The sequence below is a fragment of the Paenibacillus tritici genome (genome assembly GCF_018207515.1).
GTDB lineage: Bacteria > Bacillota > Bacilli > Paenibacillales > Paenibacillaceae > Paenibacillus_AQ > Paenibacillus_AQ tritici.
This window is the reverse complement of the sequence record NZ_CP073365.1, coordinates 7092792-7117122: the sequence shown is the minus strand read 5'-3', so window position 1 is coordinate 7117122 and position 24331 is coordinate 7092792. Positions and strand designations below refer to the sequence as shown.

The window sequence follows — 24331 nt, the reverse complement described above, 5'->3', positions numbered from 1 at the left end:
TGTAGCAGATCTGGATGACGTTTACAGAAAAATTGGACATAGTCCTTCAATTTATTGACGGTTGGACCGATAAAATAATTATCATCAACAAAAAGGGAGAGGTTAATGACATGCAGCGCATGAGAAAAACATTTATCTGGACACTTCTGTTCGCTTTATTGGTATCCTTAGTCCCGCCAGGACTTATGAATATTGCGGCGGCTGCAGATAAGCCTACCAGTTACTTCACACCGGATAATCAAAAACTTCGGAATACGGTTGATCTGACTTTATTGCCGCCATCTTCACCGACGTTACCTCCGCAAATTGCAAGAGATAATGTATTGCAGGTGACAGATGCGAGCTTGACCGTTACAGGAACCTTTACCAAGGTGACTAGTTCTACACTTGGAGCCAATGTTCAACTGTTGAACTGGGATCAGACAAATAAAAAGTGGATCGAAGACCCTACACGTGTAACTCCAGGTGTTGTCCAATTGGATGTTGACAGTCCTGATAACCGATTCAGTGCCAATCTGACCTTGTATCCGGGTATGAACCGGATTACACTGACTGGATCACAAGGCAGCAATGAACGATCAGAAGCATTTTATGTTCTGTTTGATAAGGTGCCATATGTAGAGAAGCTTCAGGTTCTGGGTGGATCTGAGAAGCTGAATCTAAATGAAGGCGCACAGTTAGTTGTAGCCAATAAAGAGATCACACTGGAAGGTAAGGCGCAGAATGCTACCAAGGTTACTGTTGCTCTTAATGACGGTACTGCGTCAAGTACATCCTTGCTTCAGGATGGAACCTTCTTTTCTCAGCGAATGGAGCTTAAGCCTGGGGTGAATACCCTTAAGCTGGTTGTGCAGAATGGTTCTGACACGCTGAGCTTCCAGTATTCTCTCTTTTACTATGATGAGAAGAATCCAATCGTTGCAATGTATTTAGGGGATAAGCTAAAACAGGGGCAGGACCTTTTGTACGGGGACCAGCCAGTGATGACAGAAGACAGCGATACCGCCGATCTGTTTGTTCAGATGATGGTTCCAGACAATGCGGGAGTACCCTTCAAAGGATCGGCAGTTGTGAAGCTGGATAGTGCAGTCCCCGCGATTGAATATGGGGAGGGATTAACCCTTGGAAGTGGTGGTACTGTAGAGTTAAAAGTAGGTAGTGGTGAAATTTTGGTGCCATCTCCAATTAAGGATGCGCCCGCTTATAGGCTGGTAACTTTTAAAATTCCTTTGACGCTAACAAAAGATAATGCAACACCCGCTAACCGTTTAGAAAAGCAGACGCACAATCTTTCGGTTGCCTATGGAACCAAGACCGTTAACCGTTCCATTGAATTTCAGTATATGAAGAATAATATTGTAATCACGGATATGAAGTATTTAGCGGGATATAACGGAACCGGGACGGTGCCTGCCGGAGTAGCACTTAATGGGGCTAAGGTGGATTCTGGAGAATTCTACATCTTAGTTAAGACTAATACTGCTGTAAAACCCACTCCTGTGAAGCTGATAGCAAGCTATTTGCCTTTGTCCACCAGAGTTTTAGCGCCCGAATGGATAAAGGAGGTATCGCCAACAGAGCATATCTTTAAAATTACAGATTTCCAGAACGGGAATCAGACTGTCCGGTTCAAGATTGATGGTTCGTCCTCAAACAAAGATGTGAATATTTCATTTGCTTCTAAGAGCTATATTTATGTATCGAACCTCACAGACGGACAGACTTATGTAATAAACTCCAAAGAAAGTACATCGTTGAACGTCAAGGGACAATATGTTGATTTTAATCTGGACAGTAAATACTTCTTGGCTGAAATGTATGTGAATGGAACGAAGATCAAACCTACAGGCTCTGAGAAATTTCCAAACGCCAGTGACGGTACTTTTACAGTGGATCTGGATATTGATGCAGTAAAAGGACCCATCGTATTTGGGGAGAACAAAATTGTTCTGACAGGTACAGGGGTAGATGAAAAAGGACAGGTTCGTGAGGTTCGCAAGGAACTGCGCGTCTATATTCTCGATGAGAATGTATCGACCATCAGCAAGTTCCAGCCAGCCTTAGGTACAGGGAGATCGGCGTTCCCGGATGCTAACTTTGGGCCAACGGATGTCCTATTGACAAAGCTGTTCAATCTGACACCTGACTTCATTTATAATGAGACGAAATATACAACCAGCCTGAAGACCTATGATTTGGTGCTAAGAGGCAGCGGGGCAGTTAAGCTTAATCTGAACCTGGGGACCAAAAATATATTGTCGCTTGATATTCCTGCTAACGCGAGTTCCGCGAACACAGTAAGCCCGATCTTTGCGGATCAACGTTATACCACCAGCTTTGCCGGCAGTCAAAAAGACTTCGTTATGCGGATTCAGGATCTTACCAATGATACGCCGGGAACTTATATATACACGCTTGAATTGATCAACAGCACCGGTGCCAAGACTAGCCAGAAGCTGGAACTGGTCCGGGAAGTAAGTGCCTACCGTATTCTGTCACCACAGCCTTCCGTAGGTACTCAATATGTTGTGAATAAGAATTTTGTTCATTTCGATATTGAGGCTGAGGGAGCTACAAATGTAATTATTGATAAAGAACAGGCAGTTAAAAGAACGGATCTGGGCCCTGGCAGATTCGTAATGGATTATGTAGGGTTGAAACCGGATAAGGCCAATAGTATTAAAATTCAGATCGTCAGAGGAAGCAGTACAAGTACAGATACCATATCTATATTCTATACAGGTACTGTGGCGGTTGACTCGCAGTATATGGCACCTAAGGTAGCAGACAAATACAGTGTATTTAATAAGAAGCTAGAGCTGAACTTTCCTAAAGGAACAGTAATGCAAAGTACAGATACGCGCAATCTGAAAAAGTTCTATCCAAATACCAAGCTTCGCTTCGGTATTGCAGAGCCGACAACGGGTGTGGTGGAGCGCCGTAATGATTATGGCAATGTCATCGGCTTCCCAATAACGTTTGAGGAGAGCGGCATCCCTAACTGGATCATTCCTGACGAATTTTCTCTTCGTTTCAGTTCTCCGTATGAGAGCAGTAACTTTGTGAGAATTTCGGATGTGTATTGGATTAGCGGAGGCCTTGGTGAACTGGGCACAGCAGCATCTGCAGGTTATATTCCTGCAACGAATGGTCTAGCCCCTTATTCTGTTGATGGTCTGTTCGGTGACCCGCAGACCCCAGCAGAACGCAAAATCACTCCGTCCAAACGGGGAACGTTAACTCTGTCCTTTGACTCCAATGTAGTTGACGATGCAGGGACAGTAGTAACTGTATTCCAATATAATTCCAACCGGGAATGGGTTAATATTGGCGGGACCGTTGATACCAAGAAACATACGATTAGTGTTCCATTTCATGAATTTGGTTATTACAAGGTTATGAAGATGAGCCGTGGCTATAACGATATTACGAACCACCAATGGGCTAGAAATATTCTAAATGCTCTGTATTCCAAGGGAATCATGAACAATCTTCGTTTTGAACAATTTGGAACAGATGATCAAACAACAAGAGGAGAGTTTGCAACCCTGCTTGTAAAGGGTCTGAATCTGCCGCTTAACTACGATGATAATAAGACTTATTCAGATCTGGTTCCGGGGGCCGGCTCAGTTACATGGGACTACGCACATATTGAGACGGCATCAAGAGCAGGAATTGTGACGGGACTTACCGACGGAGTGTTTGGGCCGGATCAACCAATTACGCGTGAACAAGCCGCTGTGATGATCGCCAGAGCGCTGAAGCTGAAGCTGCCTGTTAACGATCAGAAATTAAAGGATGCAGTAGCTAAGTCATTCCTGGATTCCGGCAAGATAGAATCTTATGCATTGGCCGCTGTTCAGGCTGTATCCAAGGCTAGGATTATGAATGGGGCTGAAGTGAACACACCAGGTCAAAAGAAAGCCTCGTACAACTTCAACCCCAAATCTAATATGACGAGAGCTGAGGCTGGTAAAATTGCTGTGGAGCTTTTGAAGAAGAGCACTAGTATTTTCCCTAAAAGTCTGAGCTAGGAAATGGAAAATCTCAAAGAGGTTAAATTACCATTCGGACATCTTTGTAATCTGCTCCCATTTGCGTTACAATGTCAAAGAGACCATTTTTACGTGAAAGGTGAAAGCCATCGATGAAACCGATTTTATCAAAAGCACAATTGGATTACACGAAAGCAAAGAATATGTTTGAGAATAGAGCAAAGGTTATGGAAAAGGAAATTGCAGCTAAGCGGGCAGTGCAGGAGATCACTCAGGAAGTGATGGAAGAGCTTGTACAAGCGACAGGCTTCCATGATGCTTATAATGAGCTGGTTATTGCTGAGAATGCACTGATCGAATGGTCCCATAGCACAATCAAACATGAGAAGAGCTACCGCGAGAACCGCGCAGCGATTGACGCCATGTATGAGAATGTTAATGCAAGTCCTGAGAAGCGCCAGGAGTTAATACTGCTATCCATGAAGATCCGATAGTCCTGGACATAAAGATGTTAAGAAGGCTGCTGAGGTTATCAGCAGCCTTCTTATTTTATTTTGTCGTGATGAACGTGTTAATTCCATTGTAATGTGGGTAATTACTTATTGGCTCAAATGCCGAAAGTGAATGGAGAACAGTACTTATGAAATATTTGTTTATGATCTTAGCAAATATTGTTTAATGACGACTAGAATGTCTCGTGCTATACTGGTTCCCGTAGCCACCCAACATTAACAATAGTTAGTAGAACATACATATTGTATCTTCTAGTGTACCGGGGCCGGGATACTGCAGGGCAAAAAAAGTTTTTTTCGCCAAAGCGCAACTTTTTCAAAACTATTGCGTTTAAGGTGTAGAGTCACTTGCACAAGGCAACAGCGGATTCGCTCTTATGGCAGTACGCTTTGCTAATTGGAAAAATTAGCTTTACGTGACTAGAGGCACATTGTATAATACTTAGGTAGAATTAGGAATCTAGTATTACTATGCCTTGAAGCTGTTTACAAGTTTCTGTGATACCCGTCACAGACATTATTTATACTTAATCTGCTCAACTCGGGAAAGGGGGTGCTCGACGAAATGAGTGATATGAGCTACACAACTAAAGAAAAATCCCAGTTTATGAAGGTCCAAGGAGGAGAAAAAAAGGTTATGAAGAAAATTTTATCCGTAGCATTATCTACAGCAATGGCATTCTCGATGTTTGCCTCTGTAGCATTTGGTGAAACAGCAAAAGCAACTCCACAACAAGCATTTGATGCTTTGGCAGCAAAAGGTATTCTTAATGGGTACCCAGATGGTAAAGCTCACCTTGAAAAAGATCTGACTCGCGCAGAATTCGCTAAGATCGTTACTAAATTGTTCGGTCTTACTGAAGTAAGTGGCAAGCTGACTTACAAAGATAAAGGTTACACAGCTACTAACTGGGCTGTTCCTTACATCGAAGCTGTTACTGCAGCAGGATTGATGCAAGGTCAAGATACTGTTAAAGGTATCTTTAACTACAACGGTAAAGTAACAGTTGAAGAAGTTGCGGCTGTATTGTTCCGTGCTCTGAAGCTGGAACAACCAACTACAACTGATAACAATGCATCTGCATGGGCTAAGGGCTATGCGCAAGCAGTTATCAACAAGGGCCTGATCGCTCAAACCGTCAACTTCAAAGGCAATGCTACTCGCTCTTTGGTAGTTGAAACAGCTTATGCCGTTGACCAAATCGGTAAAGTTCCTACATTGACTGTAGCTACTGCAGAAGCAGTAAGCCCAACCAAAGTAGTTGTAACTTTCTCTGACAAAACAACTGCAAACGTTGAATTGACAACTGCTCTGGTAGCAGGCGTTGAAACAACAATCAACTTCAAACACCTTGAAAAGGACTACACTGCAAAAGTAACTCTGCAGGCTCCTAAGGTTGTTTCTGTTACAGCTCCAAACGCCAAGCAACTGGTTGTTAAATTCAACCGTGCTATTGATGGAGAAACTCTTGTTGAAAACACTGCTAACGGCGCGAAATTGATTGATGAAGTTGTTAAAGTGACTCGTGTTAACAACAGTGATCAATTGGTGAATGCTAATAACGCAAACGTAGTTCTGGCTTCCGATGGTACAGAAGCTTGGATCACATTTGCAGGTAGTGAGTATCTTAAAGGTACTTACACTGTTGTAATTAAGGACAGCGTGAAAACAACTGCCGGAGAAGCTATCCCAGCCTTCACTAACCTGTTGACTGTTGCTGATACTACTGCTCCTACTGTTGCTTCCGTTTCTTCTGTTGCTAAAACAACAACTAACAAAGTTTACGTTAAATTGAGCGAGCCAGTTAAAACTGCTGGATTGATCGCATATGTTAACGGCGCTCCTGCAAGTGTAAGCCGCGATACTTATGCTCCACTTGATGAAGTGACTTTGAACACTGGTTCTGCGTTGACTAGTGGCGCAACATATGATGTTTCCTTGACTAATCTAACTGATTATGCAGGAAATGTTGCTAACCCTAACCCAACAAAAGCTTCTGTGACTGTAACTGCTGATTCCGCTGCCCCTACAATCGTAAGCGCGACGGCACAAGGCGATAAGAAAGTGAAAGTTGTATTTAACAAAAACATTGATTTCAATTCCCTGGTTGGTAGCGTTCGTTTGCTCGACCCTAACGGAGAACTCAAGAGTGTAATGCAGATCAATGCTGGTGTTGATGGCAAAACGTTCATCTTGACTTCAACAATGGCAAGTCTTCCTGAAAATGGAACATTCACAGGAACAATTGTCTTCGGAGCAAGTGTTCGTGATACGCTTGGTAATACTCTGGGTACTGCATTGTCCCAGCCAATTACTTTCACTAAGGATACAGTAGCTCCAACTGTAACTAGCGTAACTTATAAAGCTGGAACTGGTATCACTATCAAGTTCTCTGAAGAAGTTACTTATGGTAATGTTACTGGTTTGACTTTGATCAATGATTCTACAGGTGTTGCTAACACTGACTTGACTTATGCTGGCCGTTCTAACGATGGCAAGTCTCTGACATTCAAAGTTGGTACGACTGCGGTAGTTGGTGCTCAAACTCTACGTCTGCCTGCAGGTCTGGCAGCTGATACTGGCTACGCTAAGAATAAATCTGCAGCAACAGTATTGCCTGTATCCGGAAGCACTGCATCTTCCGATGCGGAAAGACCGACTGTTATGAGTGCAGTATATCAAACAGAAGATCTTAACAGTGCTGACTATGTAATCCGTGTAACTGCTACTGATAACTCAGAACTAAACATTAAATCGCTCCAAGACAATAACAGCTACACATTGGCTGACGCTGCACTTCCAGTAGGCTCTTATGTAACACTGTTGCCAGCAACTAGTGGCACTCCTACAAGAGTTGCAGAAGTTCACATTCCTAAGTCCAGCATTAACGAAACTAAGAACTACAAGTTCACGGTTGCTGGTATTGTAGATACTGCCGGAAACGGTTTGGACGTTGCATTTGAACAAAACATCATATTGGGTGACAGAGTGAAACCAACCCTGTCTACTGCTGTAGTATCATCTTCCGACAGCAAAACAATGATCCTGACATTCTCAGAAGCAGTTAAGAATGCAGATGCAGGTGACTTTATCTTCATGCTGAACGGTAATCCTGTATCACCTTCATCGTTTGCAACTATCGGTAATGCTTCGTTGGCCGATAAGTACTATGTAACATTCAATGATGCAAATGGCGTTATCGATCTTAATGGTAACACTGTCTACACATTGACTGTGAAGGTTAGAGATGAAGCTCCTGTTGCTAACATCACTGACAAAGAAGGAAACAAAGTTAACACTGGTACTTCCATCACTGTTAAGTAATCTCCGATTACTGCAATTAAGAATAGCCTCTTCGGAGGCTATTCTTTTTTTATAGCCATTTATCCCAATATGAGGAGGAGACACAATTGAAGACAGCTTGGAAAGTCACGATGTCTGCGGTGTTAGTAGCGGGTAGCCTGTGGGCAGGCTCCATGCTTAATATTACGGCCGAAGGCGCCGGTGTTGGATCACAGCCAGGGACTGTCGAAGACCCGGTCGTTACCAAGAGCTATGTGGATCAACAGATTCAGAAAGCTCTGGGCGGGAATATTACTGTACCGACACAAGCTCCAAGTGCGACTGCCACTAATGCACCCGCTGCCACCACAGCTCCGACCAAAGCGCCTACCCCAGGGACAGGCACCTCAGGGAGTGGGGATTCCAGTGAAATCGTTGATGTGAAACCTGGACAAACCCTGATTGCTGGAGCAGGTGCAGAATTCATTGTGCGCGCAGGCAAGGCGATTATTTATTCTCAGGATGCAAATGGGGTTGCCGATTTGACAGATGGTGTCGATTTGGCGAATGGTGTAGCTGCGCCTACGAATCATCTGTTATCTTTCCCACGGGATGGCCGTGGAATCGCTGTACAGAACGGTCAAACGATGAAAATCGTTGTTATGGTCCGTGGTGCTTATACTCTCAAATAAGCTACAACCCGTTTATAAGTACACTTCAATCGACATTTTTCTTTCTATATAAAGAATGCCCCAGATTGGGTCACCCTATACACCGGAACTCATTCCCACAGATGACAAACATTGAGCCGACTCAGGCCTCTGGAATCCGTACACAATACTACCTGTAATCTTAAAAAAATTCACAGGAGGTGCTGTAACATGGCACGCACTAATCGCACAGTGGTACCAGAGAGCCGGGCAATGCTGAAACAAATGCAATATGAGATTGCTTCTGAATTTGGATTATATGGAGCTTCTTACGGTGGTGGGATGGATACGGAATTTGCGTCTGAACTGGGAACAATAGGTGGAGCTGGAGCACCTGGAGGAACTCCTTATCTGGGACATCTCAGCTCGAGAGACAATGGATCTGTAGGCGGGGAAATTACAAAGAGGTTGATCAAACAGGCCGAGCAATCTCTTTTCACATAACCTGTCTTCAATTGACAGCACCCGGTAAATAAGATAATATGACCTTTGAGGAAGGCCGTAGACCTTTTCCATTTTGGAAAAGGTTCGTTTTTTGAATAAAACAGGCAATCAGCTATTATATTATACTAACTATATTTGGCCTGTTATCTACTAGGGAGCCCCCTTGAATACAGTGTCAGATTCAACAATATGGGAGGTTGTTGTATATGTCGATCAAAGGGCGTCATCTGTTTACTTCTGAGTCCGTAACGGAGGGACACCCCGATAAAATCTGTGATCAGATATCCGACGCGGTACTAGATGCTTTTCTTGCTAACGATCCTAATGCCCGTGTAGCTTGTGAGGTAGCTGTTGCAACAGGTCTCGTGCTTGTAATCGGGGAAATTAGCACCAAGTCTGAATATGTGGATATTCCGGCAATTGTACGTAATACGATTAAGGAAATTGGTTATACCCGTGCCAAATTTGGCTTTGACTGCGATACCTGCGCTGTGCTTAGTTCCTTGAATGAGCAATCGGCGGACATCGCCCAAGGTGTGAATGCTGCTCTGGAGAACCGTGATCCTGCGTTAGTAGCAGAAGAGACGGCTAACATCGGTGCCGGTGACCAAGGTCTGATGTTTGGTTTCGCAACCAATGAGACACCTGAGCTTATGCCGCTTCCCATTGCCTTATCGCACCGGATTGCGCGCCGCTTGGCTGAGGTCCGTAAAGATGGAACCCTGAAATACCTCCGTCCGGATGGGAAGACTCAGGTTACGATTGAGTATCAGGATGAGAAGCCGGTACGTGTGGATACGATCGTAGTATCTACTCAGCATGCCGAAGAAATTACCCTTGAGCAAATTCAGGCAGACATCAAAGAGCATGTCATTCTTCCGGTTGTTCCAGCCGAACTGCTGGATGATGCCACTAAATATTTCATCAACCCTACTGGACGCTTTGTTATTGGTGGTCCTCAAGGTGATGCCGGACTGACTGGACGCAAGATCATTGTAGATACATATGGCGGTTATGCCCGGCATGGCGGCGGTGCGTTCTCTGGTAAAGATCCGACTAAGGTTGACCGTTCTGCTGCCTATGCTGCACGTTATGTAGCGAAGAATCTGGTAGCTGCCGGCCTTGCCGATAAGTGCGAGATCCAATTGGCTTATGCCATTGGCGTAGCAACCCCTGTATCAATCAATGTGGATACTTATGGAACGGGTAAGATCAGTGAGGAGAAGCTGGTTCAACTGATCAGCGACAACTTTGATCTGCGTCCGGCAGGAATCATCTCCATGTTGGATCTGCGTAAGCCTATCTACAGACAAACAGCAGCTTATGGTCATTTTGGCCGTACAGATGTGGACCTTCCGTGGGAACGCGTGGATAAGGCCGATTTGTTGAAAGCCCAAGCTGGCGTTTAAAAAGAAAATGTTAGCGCAACGAGCTATTATAATCTAAGCAAAGTATGCCCATATGGCAGTCCTCATGAAGAGGCTGTTATGTGGGCTTTTTTTGTTATGCAGCCCATACCTGTTCACTCAAATGCAATCTTCTAAACTTTGGAAGCCCTTTAGCCGAAATATAACAGTATACAAATCCAAGAAGTGCTGGAAGGGCTGAAAGGAGTTTTATTAAGAATGAAAAAGAAATTAACAATAGGGACTGCAATGATCATTGCAGGAAATCTGCTGCTTGGTCTGGGCAGTCCGGCTATCGGTATACATACATCAGCGGTATACGCCGCTTCGGAGTTCGGAATCACTTTTTCTCCAGCGAATGGGGCTGCCTTGGTAAATGTCGGGGCTTCGCTGGGGCTGAGCTTTGACCGTCAGGTAATCCCGCAAACCGGAAAAATCACGATTACCGACCAGAATGCAGGAACGGTCTTTACGGACATTGCAATTGGCAGCGCCGGATTGATCGGAAATTCAACAAGCTATGAACTCAAATTAGGTGCGAGTCTGAAGTATGCGCCGTATACAACATATAACGTAAGTATGCCCAAAGGGCTTTTTAAGGACAGTGCAGGCAACGAGTCTGCAGCAACAAGCTGGAGCTTTACAACCGCCCCGGAGGTTAATCCGGCTATAGTAGCAAGCACTATGTCTCCTGCAGTCAATTCGAGGGTAGAAGCCGGAGGGTTAACCCAATTGAGTATGCAACTGTCGGGTATCCTTACAGCCGGGGGAGGCTCCGTCAAGCTGCTCTCTTCTGCGGATAACTCTGTTATTCAGGAATTTGTAATCAGGGACGGAGAACCTAAGGTAGAACTGAAGAGCAGCGACACCTCCACAGCCGTTACACTGACGCTGGCTAATAAGCTTCCGGCAGGCGGCAATTATTATGTGCTTGTCGATGCTTATGCATTCAGAGACGCCAATAATAAGACCTATCAGGGCATCTCAAGCGGTAGCGGCTGGAGCTTCTCTACGACCGGCAACGGCACGATCTCAGCATCCACAGCCCCGGCTAACGCATCTTTTGGCGCATCGGCCAGCGGGGCGCTCAAGCTGTATTTCGACCGCCCGATGAGTCCAGCCTCCGGTGCTATTTCAGTGTCTCCAGGCACACAGGCTGACTCCAGAACGAGATGGCTGAACGTCAACTCAACGAACGTCACGGGTGGAGGAAGTTCCACGATTACATTGTTGCCAGCGTCCGCAGCTTCACCGCTATTAAGCGGTACGTTATATACAGTTACCATCCCACAGGGAGCTTTTTATGATCAGGATGGTCATGTTTTTCCGGCATCAGGCCCGTATTCATGGACGTTCACCACAGCCTCATTAACAAGTCTGTCTGTAGCCGGGTTATCGCCAGCGGACCGCAGCGAGTCGGTTGACATCTCCAGGCCGATTGTACTCAGCTTTAACCGGGAGGCTGTCTATAACAGCACCGTCACAAGCGGGGTTGTTCTATACAAAAGCAATGGGTCAACGGTGACAGCGAACGTACAGCAAGGTGCATCTGCCAAGGAATTCATCATTAAACCTGCCGCAGCATTGGAATCAGATACGATCTACTATATAGATGTGGCCAAGGGGGGATTCACGGATGCCGCAGACCCCAGTATGCAATATGAGGGATTAAGCGGTACCAAATCCTGGAGCTTCCGCACTGTGGCTATAGATAAAACAGCTCCGTCGCTAACGGGAGCAGGGCTGGAGAACAACCGTACAATCCGCCTGAGGTATAATGAAGCGCTTAATGCTTCAGTGGCTTTGCTGGCATCCAGCTTTGGGGTAACCGTAAATGAGGAGGCCCGGAACATTGAAAGTGCCTATATTCAAGGAGACAGTGTATATGTAGTGATTAGCACAGGTATTGCTGTAGGCCAGAATGTAAAAATCAGCTATACCGGCGGTGTGCGGACGATTCAGGATACGAGCGGGAATGCTGCCGCTACGTTCTCCGGACAGCAGATAACGAATACTATAGAATCGGCTCTTCCTACGCCCAAAGAAGGCAGAATTACAGGCAGAACAGTGACCTTGACCTTCAATGACTCACTCAAAACGGTATCTCCTCATGCGTATGATCAGTTCGTAGTTACGACTGACGGTTATTCGCTGGGGGTCAATTCCATCAGCTCCAGCGGCAACACTTTATATTTAACTGTAGGTTCTGAGGTGGGGAATTCGGAGTCGGTACGGGTATCGTACAACGCCGGTTCTTATCCTCTGGTTAGCTCGCTCGGGCAGAATATTGCGAATTTCAATGATTTTAATATCCGCAACACTAGGGATAACGTGCCACCGGTGTTTCAGAATGCGGCAGGAGCAGGCAATAAAATAATCCTGAATTATAACGAAGGTCTGTCAACAGTCAATTTGCCGATGAATAGTCAATTCTCAGTGCTGGTTGGAGGCAAACCAAACTATGTTACAAACGTTGCGGTTAATGGTACGCAGGCAACATTGACACTTCAAAGTGCTTTGCCGCTTAGCGGAGCGGTTACGGTATCTTATGTTCCAGGTACTCTTGGACTCAGTGACTTAAATGGAAATCGTGCAGCTTATGTTGATCTTCAGCCGGTATCCGTTACTTCTTCCACGCTAGTATCTGAGATTAGCGTAGCAACGGTGAACGGGAATGAACTTAATGTTACCTTCAATAAGAGCATGCAATCTTCATCGAAATTATTTGTCAATCAGTTTGGAGTAAAGGCGGATGGAAGCAGCATTGGAGTTCAGGATTTCAGCTTGTCGGGAACTCTTTTAAAGATTAATCTCTCACAAGCAGTGACAGCTGGGCAAAAAGTTGACTTGTCTTACCTGTCTGGTGCGGGAATGATTACAGATACGAATGGGAATTCACTTCCCTCGTTCAACTCATTAACAGTTCAGAATCTGACGAATAGCACATCCGCGAATGGAAGCCGCCCATCCTATCTGGGAAGTCTGGCAGCCAGTGAATTTGGTAAGGAGTATCCGTTGCTGAAGAGTGATTCTGCGCTTGCCGTTTCAGATCTGTCTGTCTATAAACAGGCTGTTAAAAGATATGATCTGACCGCAGAGCGTGTGGCCGCCAGTTATCAATATCTGAAGCTTGCGGGTATGAACGAACTGGCATTTGAGGTTCCTGCTACAGAGAAGTCAGCCTATGTTACGGTGCCTCTAAAACCACTAGCGGATGCAGCCGCAGGCAACAAGAATGCCAAACTGATCATTCGGTTCGGTGACAGTATGTTTGGCGTAAAGCTAAGTGATATAGATATAAATGCACTTGTTGCTGCTTTGGGTTCAGATATTAATAAAGCCTCACTTGTGCTCCGCATGGAGAATGTCCCGGGCGGAACCTTTTATTCCTTTGAACAAAAAATTGAAAGCCAGGCCATGCGTAACGTGACAGGTCTTATGGATTTACGTCTCACCGGCTCTATCAAGGATAATTATTCCAACGCCAAAGAGTTGAATGTAGCAGGAGAATATACCGTTCGTAATGCTGCCGTCCTGAATTTCACGCAAACGATGGCAGCCAGCATAGATTCAACCTATAATGATGCTATTCATTTACCGGCCCAAATGGCTACAGTGGGTAGTAATAGCGTAGTTAGCGCCCGTACAAAAGGGAATCAGGCAGTAGGGGTATTTATATCCTTGCGTACGTTTGCAGATATGGCATCCCATTGGAGTAAAGCAGCAGTAGCAGAACTGGCCGCCAAAAATATCATTGACAGCAGCTATGGAACAACGTTTAAGCCTGACCAGTCCGTTACCCGTTCCGAGTTCGCTGTGATGCTTAGCCGGGGACTGGGTCTGCAGGCAGTTCGGGGCGGGGCTTCACAGTTCAAAGATGTGCGTCCCTTTACCCAAACGAGTGATTTCATAGAGGCAGCAGCCAAAGCCGGCATCATCACAGGGAACACAGACGGGACCTTCCGTGCAGAGGATAAGATCACACGTGAGCAAATGGCCATTATGATGGTGAGGGCCCTGGAGTATACGGGGCAACCCGTAACACTGAGTGCATCAGTTATGGATACGCTTAGCCCGTTCAAGGACCGTTCGAAAATTCTAAGTCAAAGTATCGAATTTGTAGCCAAAGCGGTCAAAGCGGGGATTATACAGGGAGTCAGCACTACGCAATTCCAGCCGCAAGGCAATGCTACCAGAGGGCAGGCGGCAGTGATGCTGCAGCGAATGCTGAAGACGGCGGGCTATTTGTAAGTGAATTTTATCCATTAATGAAGCATCCGGCTCAATGAGCCGGGTGCTTTTTGGTGTACTGTTACAGCTCCAGGATGGCTCCGCTCAGCCGGTAAAACCTGCTAGTTCTCGCCAATTTTCGCAACTTTTCGCTCCGGATTCAGTCTATTAAAGGTATAGTCTATTACTAGGAACTAATAACGGGAACTTGATAGCAAGGCAGAAGAGTACAAATAGATGGGAGAGTTACACTGAAATGAAAGAGCTTGTCATGGGGAAAAAGGGTAAAGAGCAAACACGGGGAAATCAATGGTCGCCTGCTAAAAAATGGATTGCAGCATCGTTAGCAGGTGTAATCTGGATCATGCCGGTTGTCGGAAGTGAAGGTGCCGGATGGCTCGGTGCCGGTTCTGCGCCGGTAGCACAAGCAGCAGCATCCTTCTCGGCGACAAAGCTGGGGGAAGAGGTCATTACTTCCGGTGCGATGATGATGAAATATAAATTCAAGACGGTACGCTCCGGTAAAACTGCCACAGGGCTGGCAAGCGTCATTCGTGTGGATCTGAATAATCCGTATGTCTCAGTAGATGTAATGAGCGGCAAAGCCGGTAGTCTGAATACGAAGCAGAGCACCGGAGGTATGGCTAAGGAAACCGGGGCCGTCGCGGGGGTTAATGGCGATTACTTCAATACCAGCGGAGAAGGGGCGCCGATCGGCGGTCAGGTATCTGGCGGCGTGGTGGTATCCACACCTTCACAGTTGAACGGGATGTATGCTTTTGCGGTAACCAAAGACCGTAAACCGGTCATTGATGAATATACGTTCGAGGGGATGCTGACGGCAGAGGACGGCTCCCAGTTTCCATTGTCAGGGGTGAACAAAGGGGCCTACAATCCCGAAGGCGGCAGTTCAACGTACAGCCATGCCAATGCAGCCTATATCTATACGGATGCTTGGACAGCACTCGAGCGGCCTAAGAACAGTTCTACTACACCGACAGAGGTGCTGGTGGAGAATGATGTGATTACCCAGATCTCCCTGGATTCGCCTCTGCCGGTAAAGGTGCCCAAGGGGGCTTATATTCTGCGGACTCACGGGCTGGCTGCCCAATTTGTAAAAGCACATCTGGTTGTAGGCCAGAAGCTAAGCAGCGCCTATATGCTCAAGTCCAAAACCACACAGCAGGAGCTTGATCCTTCCACGCTGCAGATGATGATCGGGGGACATACCATCCTGGTGAATAACGGCAAGGCATCGTCGTTCTCCCGTTCTACAAACAGCATCGGCGGATATCGTGCGCGTACAGCGCTGGGGTATTCGCAGGATGGAAGATATGTATATGTCATTGCCGCAGAGAAGAATAGCAACAGTGCCGGACTGTCTCTGACAGAGCTACAATCCTTCATGACGAGTATCGGGGTGTGGAAGGGGATGAATCTGGACGGAGGGGGCTCTACAACGATGGTAGACCGCCCGCTGGCCGAGACCGCGACTACACTTACCTTCAATACAGAATACGGCAAAGAGCAGCGTAGCGTCGTTAACGGGGTTGGTGTATATACTTCTGCTCCGCAAGGTGAAGTGAAAGGGATCAAGATCAGCGGCAGTACGGTATTATTGATCGGACAAAAGGCCTCTTATTCTCTAAAAGGGTATGATACGTACTACAATCCGGTGGATGTAGCTGCATCTAACCCTGTCTGGAGCGCAAGCGGCGGCAGTGTCACTGTGAACGCAGGTGAAGCAACCGCGGTCAAGCCGGGAACGGTCAACTTGAAGGCTGCCAGCGGAACAGCGAGCGCAGAGACCAAGGTGACCGTTCTGGGCGGAGATGATCTGTCCAGTCTGGTTGCAGGTGTGACCTCTGCGCCACTTCAGGCGGGAGCCTCCGTATCCGTTCCGGTTAGTGCAGTATCGAAGAGCGGAGCAACGATAGCGGTTCCGGCAGGAGCACTGAAGTGGGAGTTCATCGGCTTCACAGGAAGCGTTGGTGACGGCAAGCTTAAGGTTGAAGCTGTTGATCCAGGCGTAACTACCGGGTACGCGATTGCCCGTTATGACGGCTTCAGCACGGCTGTGGTATTGTCGGCAACGGCGGCTACGGCCTGGGAGGATTTTGAGAATACGAATTATCCGTTTGCATTCACTACGAATGCGGCAGGTGTTACAGGATCAGCAGCAGTAGTTCCCGGCAGCGCAGAGCGGGCAGGCTCGAAGGTATTGTCGCTGAGCTATGACATGACGGCAGGCACCGGCAAAATGTATGCGTACGCCCAGTTCAACGGGACAGCCGGCAAAAGTATTCCGGCAACAGCCACTTCAATGTCAGTGGATGTAATGGGGGATATGAGCCTGAATTGGCTGCGTGCCGAGGTAACGGATGCAAGCGGAGCGACGGCATATATCGATTTGGCCAAGGTTATTGACTGGAATGGCTGGAAGACACTGAATATTGATCTGTCCGGCTCAGGGATTAAATTCCCGGCTTCCCTTAAGAGGCTGTACGTGGTAAATGTAGAAGAGGGTCAGGATGAGCGGGCCAAGACGGGGACCGTTGCCTTTGATAATATGTCCTTTGTAATGCCGTCGCTCTCCAGTGAGGCAGGACTGCCTAAAGGAACAGCAGCGATGAGCATTGGCGGCAAGGCGATGACGGTTAACGGCACCAAGCAGCCGATTGACGTAGCTCCTATTGTGAAGGATGGCAGTACGTATGTGCCGATCAAATATGTCCTGGACGCTTTTGGCGGCAATGCCGTCTGGGATGCGAAGACCAAGAAAATCATGGTCCTTCGCGGTGCCAAAGCGCTGGATCTGACCGTGAACAAGAAGGAATTCATCCTGAACGGGAAACGCCAGAGTGCTGAAGTAGCGCCAATCATTCTGAATGCCAGGACTTTAGTACCGCTTAGACTCGTGACAGAACAGCTCGGACTCACCGTAAAATGGGAACAGATCACTAAGACCGTAACTATCGAATCGTGATATGTTAGTATAAAGGAAAGCCTTTAATACGATTCGATAGAAATGGGGCAAGCATCCGTGGAATTTCAAGCCGATGCGATAGATCGCGTTATTAAAAATACCATCGACGTGATGGAGAGCAGCAAGTATCAGATTTTTGAAATATTGCAGGTTGCACGTGATGAGCTTGCTGCACTCAACAAAGAACTGCAGCGGGTTATGGAAGAAACGGATGAAACATTGCAAAAGGTAGACAAGCTGGAGCAGCAGTACCACCGCTCCCGGATCCGGCTGACGGAGGTCAGCCGGGATTTCGTCCGCTACACGGAGAAGGATATCCGGATAGCTTATGAGAAAGCGACGGAGCTGCAGCTTGAGCTTATGATGACAAGGGAGAGGGAGGTCTATCTGCGGAGCAGACGCGATGAGCTGCAAATGCGGGTTCGCAGTGTCGAAAATTCTGTAGAGCGTGCCGAGTCGATTGGTTCGCAAATGAGCGTGGTCCTGGAATATCTGTCCGGAGAACTAGGCCAAGTGACGCGAATTGTCGAATCCGCGAAGAACCGGCAGATGATAGGACTCAAAATAATCCTGGCTCAGGAAGAGGAACGGAAGAGAATTGCCCGGGAAATTCATGACGGTCCCGCTCAAATGCTGGCGAATCTAGTCCTAAGGACGGAAATTGTAGAAAGAATGCTGGTAAAGCAGGAATTTGGGCTGGTACAAGCCGAAGTAATAGATTTAAAGGGGCAGGTAAGATACAGCCTGGAAGAAATGCGTAAGGTTATTTTCAACCTGCGTCCGATGGCGCTTGATGATTTGGGGCTGATTCCGACTCTGCGGAAGTATGTGCATGATTATGAGGAGAAGACGAAGATCCGCACCTCTTTTGAAACCAGGGGGAAGGAGCACCGGTTGTCCTCAGCTATGGAAGCGGCGGTATACCGGCTGGTGCAGGAAGCTCTGTCCAATGCGGCGAAGCATGCTTATCCCAGCTATGTACTTGTGGAGATTACTTATCAGGCCCAATTGATTAAGATCGTCGTGAAAGACAATGGATTAGGCTTCAATGTGAAGAAGATCAGTGAACAAGCCAACCGGGAAAGCTTCGGTCTGGTGGGAATGCGTGAACGCGTGGAATTGCTGGAGGGAAGAATGGAAATACAATCAGCCGAGAACCAGGGCACAACAATCGTAATTCACATTCCGACGAATGTGGAAAAGGGGAAGGAGTAATGTGATGGAGAACCAAAACTCTGGCAAATCGCCCATAAAAGTTCTTTTGGCCGATGATCATCAATTGTTTCGTGAAGGGCTTAAACGTATTTTGAATATGGAGGATGATATCGAGGTCATTGGCGAATGCGGTGACGGCATCCAGGTGCTTGAATTCTGCAACGGCACCAAGCCGGATATCGTGCTGATGGATATCAATATGCCCATTGAGAACGGCGTGGAGGCTACGCAGAAGCTTAGGGAAATGTTCCCGGATGTCAAAGTGATTATCCTCTCGATCCATGATGATGAAAGTTATGTATTCGAGACGCTGCGCAAGGGGGCTAATGGATATCTGCTTAAGGATATGGAAGCCGAGTCGTTGATTAATGCGATCCGTTCCGTATGCGAGGGTCATGCCTTCATTCATCCGAAGGTGACCGGCAAGCTGATTAATCAGCTGCGGCGCATGACTTATCTTAACGAGACCGGGGCTATTGCCGAGACTGCCGTGAAGGAAGCGGGCGTGAAGTTCGTCGCAGGCGACAACAATCCGCTGACCCGCCGCGAAGCAGAGGTTCTGCGGCTGATGGCAGAGGGCAAGAGCAACAAGATGATCGGGGAGTATCTTTTTATCAGTGAGAAGACGGTCAAAAACCATGTCAGCAGTATTCTTCAAAAGATGGAAGTGGATGACCGGACGCAGGCTGTAATTAATTCTATCAAATATGGCTGGGTAACATTATAGCTTCCCGCATAAACTTTTAACTGAGCGTTTTGGAGAATCCTAATGATCCTTGTAAAACGGTACATAACTTGTTTGCAGCCGGATGCTGCAGCCATAGTATTGTTTCAGTCCGCACTATATTCGAATTTTGCAAAATGCTGATTTAAATAAGTACCCGAAGTAGATTGTGTAATTTGTGTCCTTGTGGAGAGTGTTCCGGTTGGAGGTATTTGTTCCAGCACAATAGGCAGTCACCGTCCTTTTATTCCCGGCATATAGTGTGGGTATAAGAGGGAGGTGCATCTCCATGATCGCCCAGTTAATCTGGATTATGTGTATTTATGCATCCGCAGCAGCCCTTGTTCAACTCCTGCATCATCGGGAAGAGACCCGGGCAGCAGCACGGACTGGAAAGCGGCTTCACTATATTCTGATTACCCGTAATCATGAGGCCGTGGTGGAGTGGTATCTCCGGGTCCTTGCTGTTCATGCGCTCTGGATTGGCAGGCCCCTGTATGTGACTGTGCTGGATGACGGTTCAGAGGACGGGACGCTGGCGATAGCCTCACGGATGGCCTATCACAGCTCTTCTATTGAGTGTGAGTGCGCTTCGGCTATGCCGCTGTACAGTCTCTCGGGCGGGAATGAACGCCGGGAGGGAGTTACAGTGGATCTGCGGGTTCAGGAACCGCTGCTGCCGCTGCGGATCATGCGGTTGCCGGGAAGCAGAGCGAAGCAAGGCGAATGACAATTGAAGATGCAAGTCACGGGTGAAGCACACTCTCCAGGAATGGGGCAGTGTGTTTTTTTTGTCGTGTGGTGCGTTGTGGGTAGGGAAGTAACCGGCAATGAAAGGATATGTTGCAAAAGAAACGCAGGTTCAAGGCGAATCAAAGTCAGGAGGCGGATGGGTTGAAGGTGGCTGTCTATATGGTGGAGCAGGGTGGGGATTGGGCGGTTAAACTATCTCTGGATATGGCTGTTGATCAGTTATGGTGGGCTGGCGGAGAGACAAGCGTGCCGGGCTGGAACCGCCAGCCTGCTGACCGGATCGTGCTGCTCTCCCGGTCGCTGCCGCTGGGCTGGGCGGTGAAGCTGGCTGCAGCCTGCCGGTTCACAGGCAGGATGCAGCACTGGGATGAAGCGGCTTGGAGCAGAGGGGCCGCAGCGCTCTTGAAGGCTGAGATTCGTGCAGAGCAGGCTGCCGGAGGCGGGCGGGGCAGGCACTGGCCTTTTGAGGAGGTTGAGATATATAGGCTTGTGGGGGCGAAGGGGTGCGGCGGGGGTGAAGAAGGAGGTGTAGATTGGGGGGATGGGCGGAGTGAGTGGACGGGCGAGCGGCTGAATGCGCATGGGAATGAGCGGACGAATGCGCGAGTGGATATGCGGGGGGAGCTTGCAGCGGGTGCAGACCGACTGGCGGAGGCGCTCGCCGGGCGTTCTTTGCTTCAGGGTGAAGCCGAGGCGCTGGTGGCCGAGCACCTTCCGGAGCTGGCGGGTCATTGGCTGGCTGTGGCACAGCTCGCCTACCTGCAGGGACGGCTGCGACTGGAGGCCGCAGTCGGCGGCACTGCGGGCGCCGCGCGGCTGGGCCTGCGCCGCCGCGAAGTGCTGCGCTGCCTGCGCTGCGGCAGCGTCCCCACGGGCCGCACGGCCTGCGCCGCGTGCGGCCTTGCCGGCTGCGCCTATTGCGAGGCCTGCCTCGCACTCGGGCGCAGCCGGGCTTGCGCGCTGCTGCTGCGCAGCGCGCCGCTGCCGGCCGTGCGCTGCACGGCCGGTGTGGCCCCCACCGTAACGGCACGCCGGTGGGGGCTTAGCGCAGCGCAGGCGGCAGCCGCCGCCGCTGCGCTGGGGTTCCTGGCGGAGCCGCGTAAGCGCTCCGCCGCAAGCGGCCCAGAGCGGTTCCTGCTCTGGGCGGTGACGGGCGCGGGAAAGACGGAGATTACTTTCCCGCTTCTGGAGGCGGCGCTCGCTGCCGGAGGCCGGGCGCTGATCGCGACGCCGCGGCGCGACGTCGTGCTGGAGCTGGCGCCGCGCTTGGCGAAGGCGTTCCCGGCGGATGTCCCCGCCGTGCTGTACGGAGGCAGCGAGGACCGCTGGAGCCGGAGCCGCATCACGCTGGCGACCACCCACCAGCTGCTGCGGTTCAATCAGGCCTTCGATCTGGTCATTATCGACGAGATTGATGCGTATCCCTATCATAACGATCCCATGCTGGCTTATGCCGCCAGGCAGGTCTGTAAGCCCGAGGGGGCATTCATCTATCTCTCGGCAACGCCACCTGTAGAGCTGCAACGCCTCGCCCGTTTCGGCAGACTGCCTCATGCGAGAGTGCCGGTCCGCTTTCACGGCCACCCCTTGCCGGTTCCGCGCCATGTACAGATGCCGCCGCTCTATCGTTGCCTGAAGCAGGGCAGGCTCCCCAAGCGTTTGCTCCAGGCCCTACAGCATTCGATTGACCGCAAGGCGCAGATTTTCCTTTTTGTCTCGCGGATCGCCCATATTGATGGACTGCTGCTGCTTCTGCGGCGGGTTTACCCCAACCTTACTATAGAGGGCACCTCATCCAAAGATCCGGCCAGAGCGGAGAAGGTGCTGGAATTCCGCGAGGGTACCATTTCCCTGCTGGTTACGACGACCATTCTGGAGCGCGGAGTTACAGTGCCGCACAGTGATGTGTTTATACTGGATGCGGACAGCGGGCTGTTTGATGAAGCGGCTTTGGTGCAGATGGCGGGCCGCGCGGGGCGCTCCAAAAACGATCCGGCAGGCAACGTCATCTTCGCCTCAGCAGAGTGGAGCCGGTCGCAGCGCGCCGCCATCTCCCAGATCCGCAGGATGAATGCCATGGCCCGCAGGCAGGGATATTTTAAATCTTAAAAGTACACTCCCTTTTGAAGGAAGATGATGATGAATCCCCTGATGTCATGGGTGAAACAAGCCCGTTCGCTGGTCGCTCCTGCGCTGCCGCAATGTCTTTTCTGTGGCCGACAAGCGCGTTCCTCCCCGGATATGCCGGGAATTTGCCTGAGCTGCTATAGCCGGATTCCATGGATTCGCCGTCCCCGTTGCCAGACCTGCGGGCGCCATGTGGGCTGTCCCGATTGCAGCCGCAGCCGCGGACCCGTGCCGATCCGGTGCAACCGCAGCGCAGTCGCCTACACCAGTGAGATGCGCGAGATTCTCGGCCAATACAAATATAGAGGGGATGAGCGTCTTGCGCCCCTGCTGGGCCAGATGCTGGACAAGGCGTATGCCCTGCTGCAAAAAGAACAGAGTGAACGGCAACTTACCAGTGGTACTCTGCACACCCATTTTTTCTGCAAACCCATAATGGTATTGAAGTCCAATCTTAGCCGCTCCAATCTGTGGCAAGCCGATCTGCTGGTCCCTGTGCCTGTGAGTACGGTCCGTCTGCTGGAGAGAGGGTTCAATCAGGCAGAGCAACTGGCAGCGGTATTATGCCGGAGCAGAGACCTGCTTCAGCTCCCCCTGCTGGTCCGCACCCACCATACCGCCAAGCAGAGCTTCAAAAGCAGAAGCGAACGGCTGGCCGATATGAAGCACGCTTTTACCGGAAATACGGATGAGGGGGTTCTGCACAGACTTCGCGAACAACTGGATGCTACAGCATTTCGGGGTCAGCAGCGTCCACTGCGAATCATCATTATCGACGATATCTATACTACAGGAAGTACGATCCGCGCTTGTGCCGACGCTCTTCATAGACTCTGCGAGAGTATGGGCTGCACAGCGGAGATCTACTCGTTGACCTGGGCGCGTTCCTAGCGGCTGCCGCAGCTCCAGAATTCAATAAAAGCCCCTCCCCAACCGATACTAAGCATAGACGGATATTCAGCTATCATGTATCTTATTAGCATAAGTTATTTATGAGCTGTAGAGAATGACAGGAAGGGAGCCGCGGTAGAAATGAATGTAGATAATTGTCCAAGATGCGGCCGGTTATACGTGAAGAACCTGATGAACCTGTGCCAGCCCTGTATCAAAGATTTAGAGCGCGAATATGAGATCTGTGTAGAATACCTGCGCAAAAATAGAGGCACCAACATCCAGGAACTGTCCGATGCCACCGATATTTCCATTAAGGAAATTACCCGTTTTATTCGGGAGGGACGGATTTCCATAGCCAACGCACCGAATATGATGTACCCTTGCGAAGTATGCGGAACCCTGATCCGGGACGGGCATATGTGCGACAACTGCCGCAGCCGTCTGACCAAAGAACTGGCCGATGCAGCCAAGGATAGTGTGGACAAAAGCGCGCCCAAAAAGACCACGGATGCCGCTTACCGCGCTGTGGACAAGTTCCGCAACTAAACTATTCTGCAAAAAAAACGCTTGCAGCTATAAAGTATGTTTCAACAAAGGCCGATAAACTTAGTAAAGATTATCGGCTTTTTTATAAAAGATAAGAATGTATTGCTTCGCGCAGTAACTATTCCTTATCTTTCTCGCTGATACGGATGCCGTCCAGCTTAAGGCCGGCAGAGCCGTCTCCACTTGATCAGAAGGAAGGTGAAGTTATGAAAATTAACGAGACCGGACGAATTAATGCGATGAACCCCTACCAACGAAGTACGGAATCGCAAAGGCAGGAACAGATGAAGAAAAGTACGCGCAAGGATGAGGTATCGATTTCGGATGAAGCCATCAAGCTCCTCCAGGCACAGAACAGCGGCAAGATTGACACCGAACGTGCGAACAAGATCGAGAGCCTGAAACAGCAAGTATCCGCAGGTACCTACCAGGTTGACGCAGCCAAGCTCGCTGAGACACTCGCCCCCTACTTTAAGCAATCCTCCGAGAATTAGGTGAACACACCC

At 48.9% G+C, this 24331-nt stretch carries 15 protein-coding genes; all 15 read left to right on the top strand.

All coding sequences use genetic code 11. From position 1 onward, the window contains the following. Positions 1-14: 14 nt before the first annotated feature. The 15 genes from KDC22_RS30615 to flgM all read left to right on the top strand — a co-directional run bounded on the left by KDC22_RS30615 (position 15) and on the right by flgM (position 24319). On the top strand, positions 15-4034 hold the full coding sequence (locus KDC22_RS30615; RefSeq protein ID WP_211721365.1) for an S-layer homology domain-containing protein: 4020 nt from the start codon (positions 15-17) through the stop codon (positions 4032-4034). A gap of 188 nt (positions 4035-4222) precedes the next feature. Beyond that, positions 4223-4489: a hypothetical protein gene (locus tag KDC22_RS30610; protein ID WP_343221849.1), complete on the top strand. Its 267-nt coding sequence runs from the start codon at positions 4223-4225 to the stop codon at positions 4487-4489. Between the two features lie 583 nt (positions 4490-5072). Further along, positions 5073-7832: an Ig-like domain-containing protein gene (locus KDC22_RS30605; protein ID WP_211721364.1), complete on the top strand. Its 2760-nt coding sequence runs from the start codon at positions 5073-5075 to the stop codon at positions 7830-7832. Between the two features lie 86 nt (positions 7833-7918). Further along, complete coding sequence (locus KDC22_RS30600) at positions 7919-8482, top strand: hypothetical protein (RefSeq protein ID WP_211721363.1); 564 nt, start codon at positions 7919-7921, stop codon at positions 8480-8482. Positions 8483-8671: 189 nt separating this feature from the next. Beyond that, positions 8672-8944 carry an alpha/beta-type small acid-soluble spore protein gene (locus tag KDC22_RS30595; RefSeq protein ID WP_173136137.1) on the top strand — a complete coding sequence of 91 codons (273 nt, stop codon included), beginning with the start codon at positions 8672-8674 and terminating at the stop codon, positions 8942-8944. Positions 8945-9150: 206 nt separating this feature from the next. After that, the gene (gene metK / locus KDC22_RS30590; protein ID WP_211721362.1) at positions 9151-10353 is read left to right on the top strand and encodes a methionine adenosyltransferase; all 1203 of its coding nucleotides are present in this window, start codon (positions 9151-9153) and stop codon (positions 10351-10353) included. Between the two features lie 216 nt (positions 10354-10569). Next, entirely contained in the window at positions 10570-14601 is a 4032-nt protein-coding gene (locus KDC22_RS30585; RefSeq protein ID WP_211721361.1) for an Ig-like domain-containing protein, read from the top strand. A gap of 235 nt (positions 14602-14836) precedes the next feature. Continuing rightward, complete coding sequence (locus tag KDC22_RS30580) at positions 14837-17566, top strand: stalk domain-containing protein (RefSeq protein WP_211721360.1); 2730 nt, start codon at positions 14837-14839, stop codon at positions 17564-17566. A gap of 57 nt (positions 17567-17623) precedes the next feature. Next, positions 17624-18781 (top strand): sensor histidine kinase, encoded by a 1158-nt coding sequence (locus KDC22_RS30575; protein WP_173136388.1) that lies wholly within the window; start codon positions 17624-17626, stop codon positions 18779-18781. 4 nt (positions 18782-18785) lie between these two features. After that, a complete protein-coding gene (locus KDC22_RS30570) occupies positions 18786-19508 on the top strand; it encodes a response regulator (RefSeq protein ID WP_173136145.1) in 723 nt (240 codons plus the stop codon). A 286-nt stretch (positions 19509-19794) separates the two neighbouring features. Beyond that, entirely contained in the window at positions 19795-20235 is a 441-nt protein-coding gene (locus tag KDC22_RS30565) for a hypothetical protein (RefSeq protein ID WP_211721359.1), read from the top strand. A 110-nt stretch (positions 20236-20345) separates the two neighbouring features. After that, a complete protein-coding gene (locus KDC22_RS30560; protein WP_246553117.1) occupies positions 20346-22367 on the top strand; it encodes a helicase-related protein in 2022 nt (673 codons plus the stop codon). A 42-nt stretch (positions 22368-22409) separates the two neighbouring features. Continuing rightward, the gene (locus tag KDC22_RS30555) at positions 22410-23276 is read left to right on the top strand and encodes a ComFC family protein (RefSeq protein ID WP_211721358.1); all 867 of its coding nucleotides are present in this window, start codon (positions 22410-22412) and stop codon (positions 23274-23276) included. 141 nt (positions 23277-23417) lie between these two features. Then, positions 23418-23825: a TIGR03826 family flagellar region protein gene (locus KDC22_RS30550; RefSeq protein ID WP_173136151.1), complete on the top strand. Its 408-nt coding sequence runs from the start codon at positions 23418-23420 to the stop codon at positions 23823-23825. Between the two features lie 206 nt (positions 23826-24031). Continuing rightward, on the top strand, positions 24032-24319 hold the full coding sequence (gene flgM / locus KDC22_RS30545) for a flagellar biosynthesis anti-sigma factor FlgM (RefSeq protein WP_173136153.1): 288 nt from the start codon (positions 24032-24034) through the stop codon (positions 24317-24319). Positions 24320-24331 lie beyond the last annotated feature (12 nt).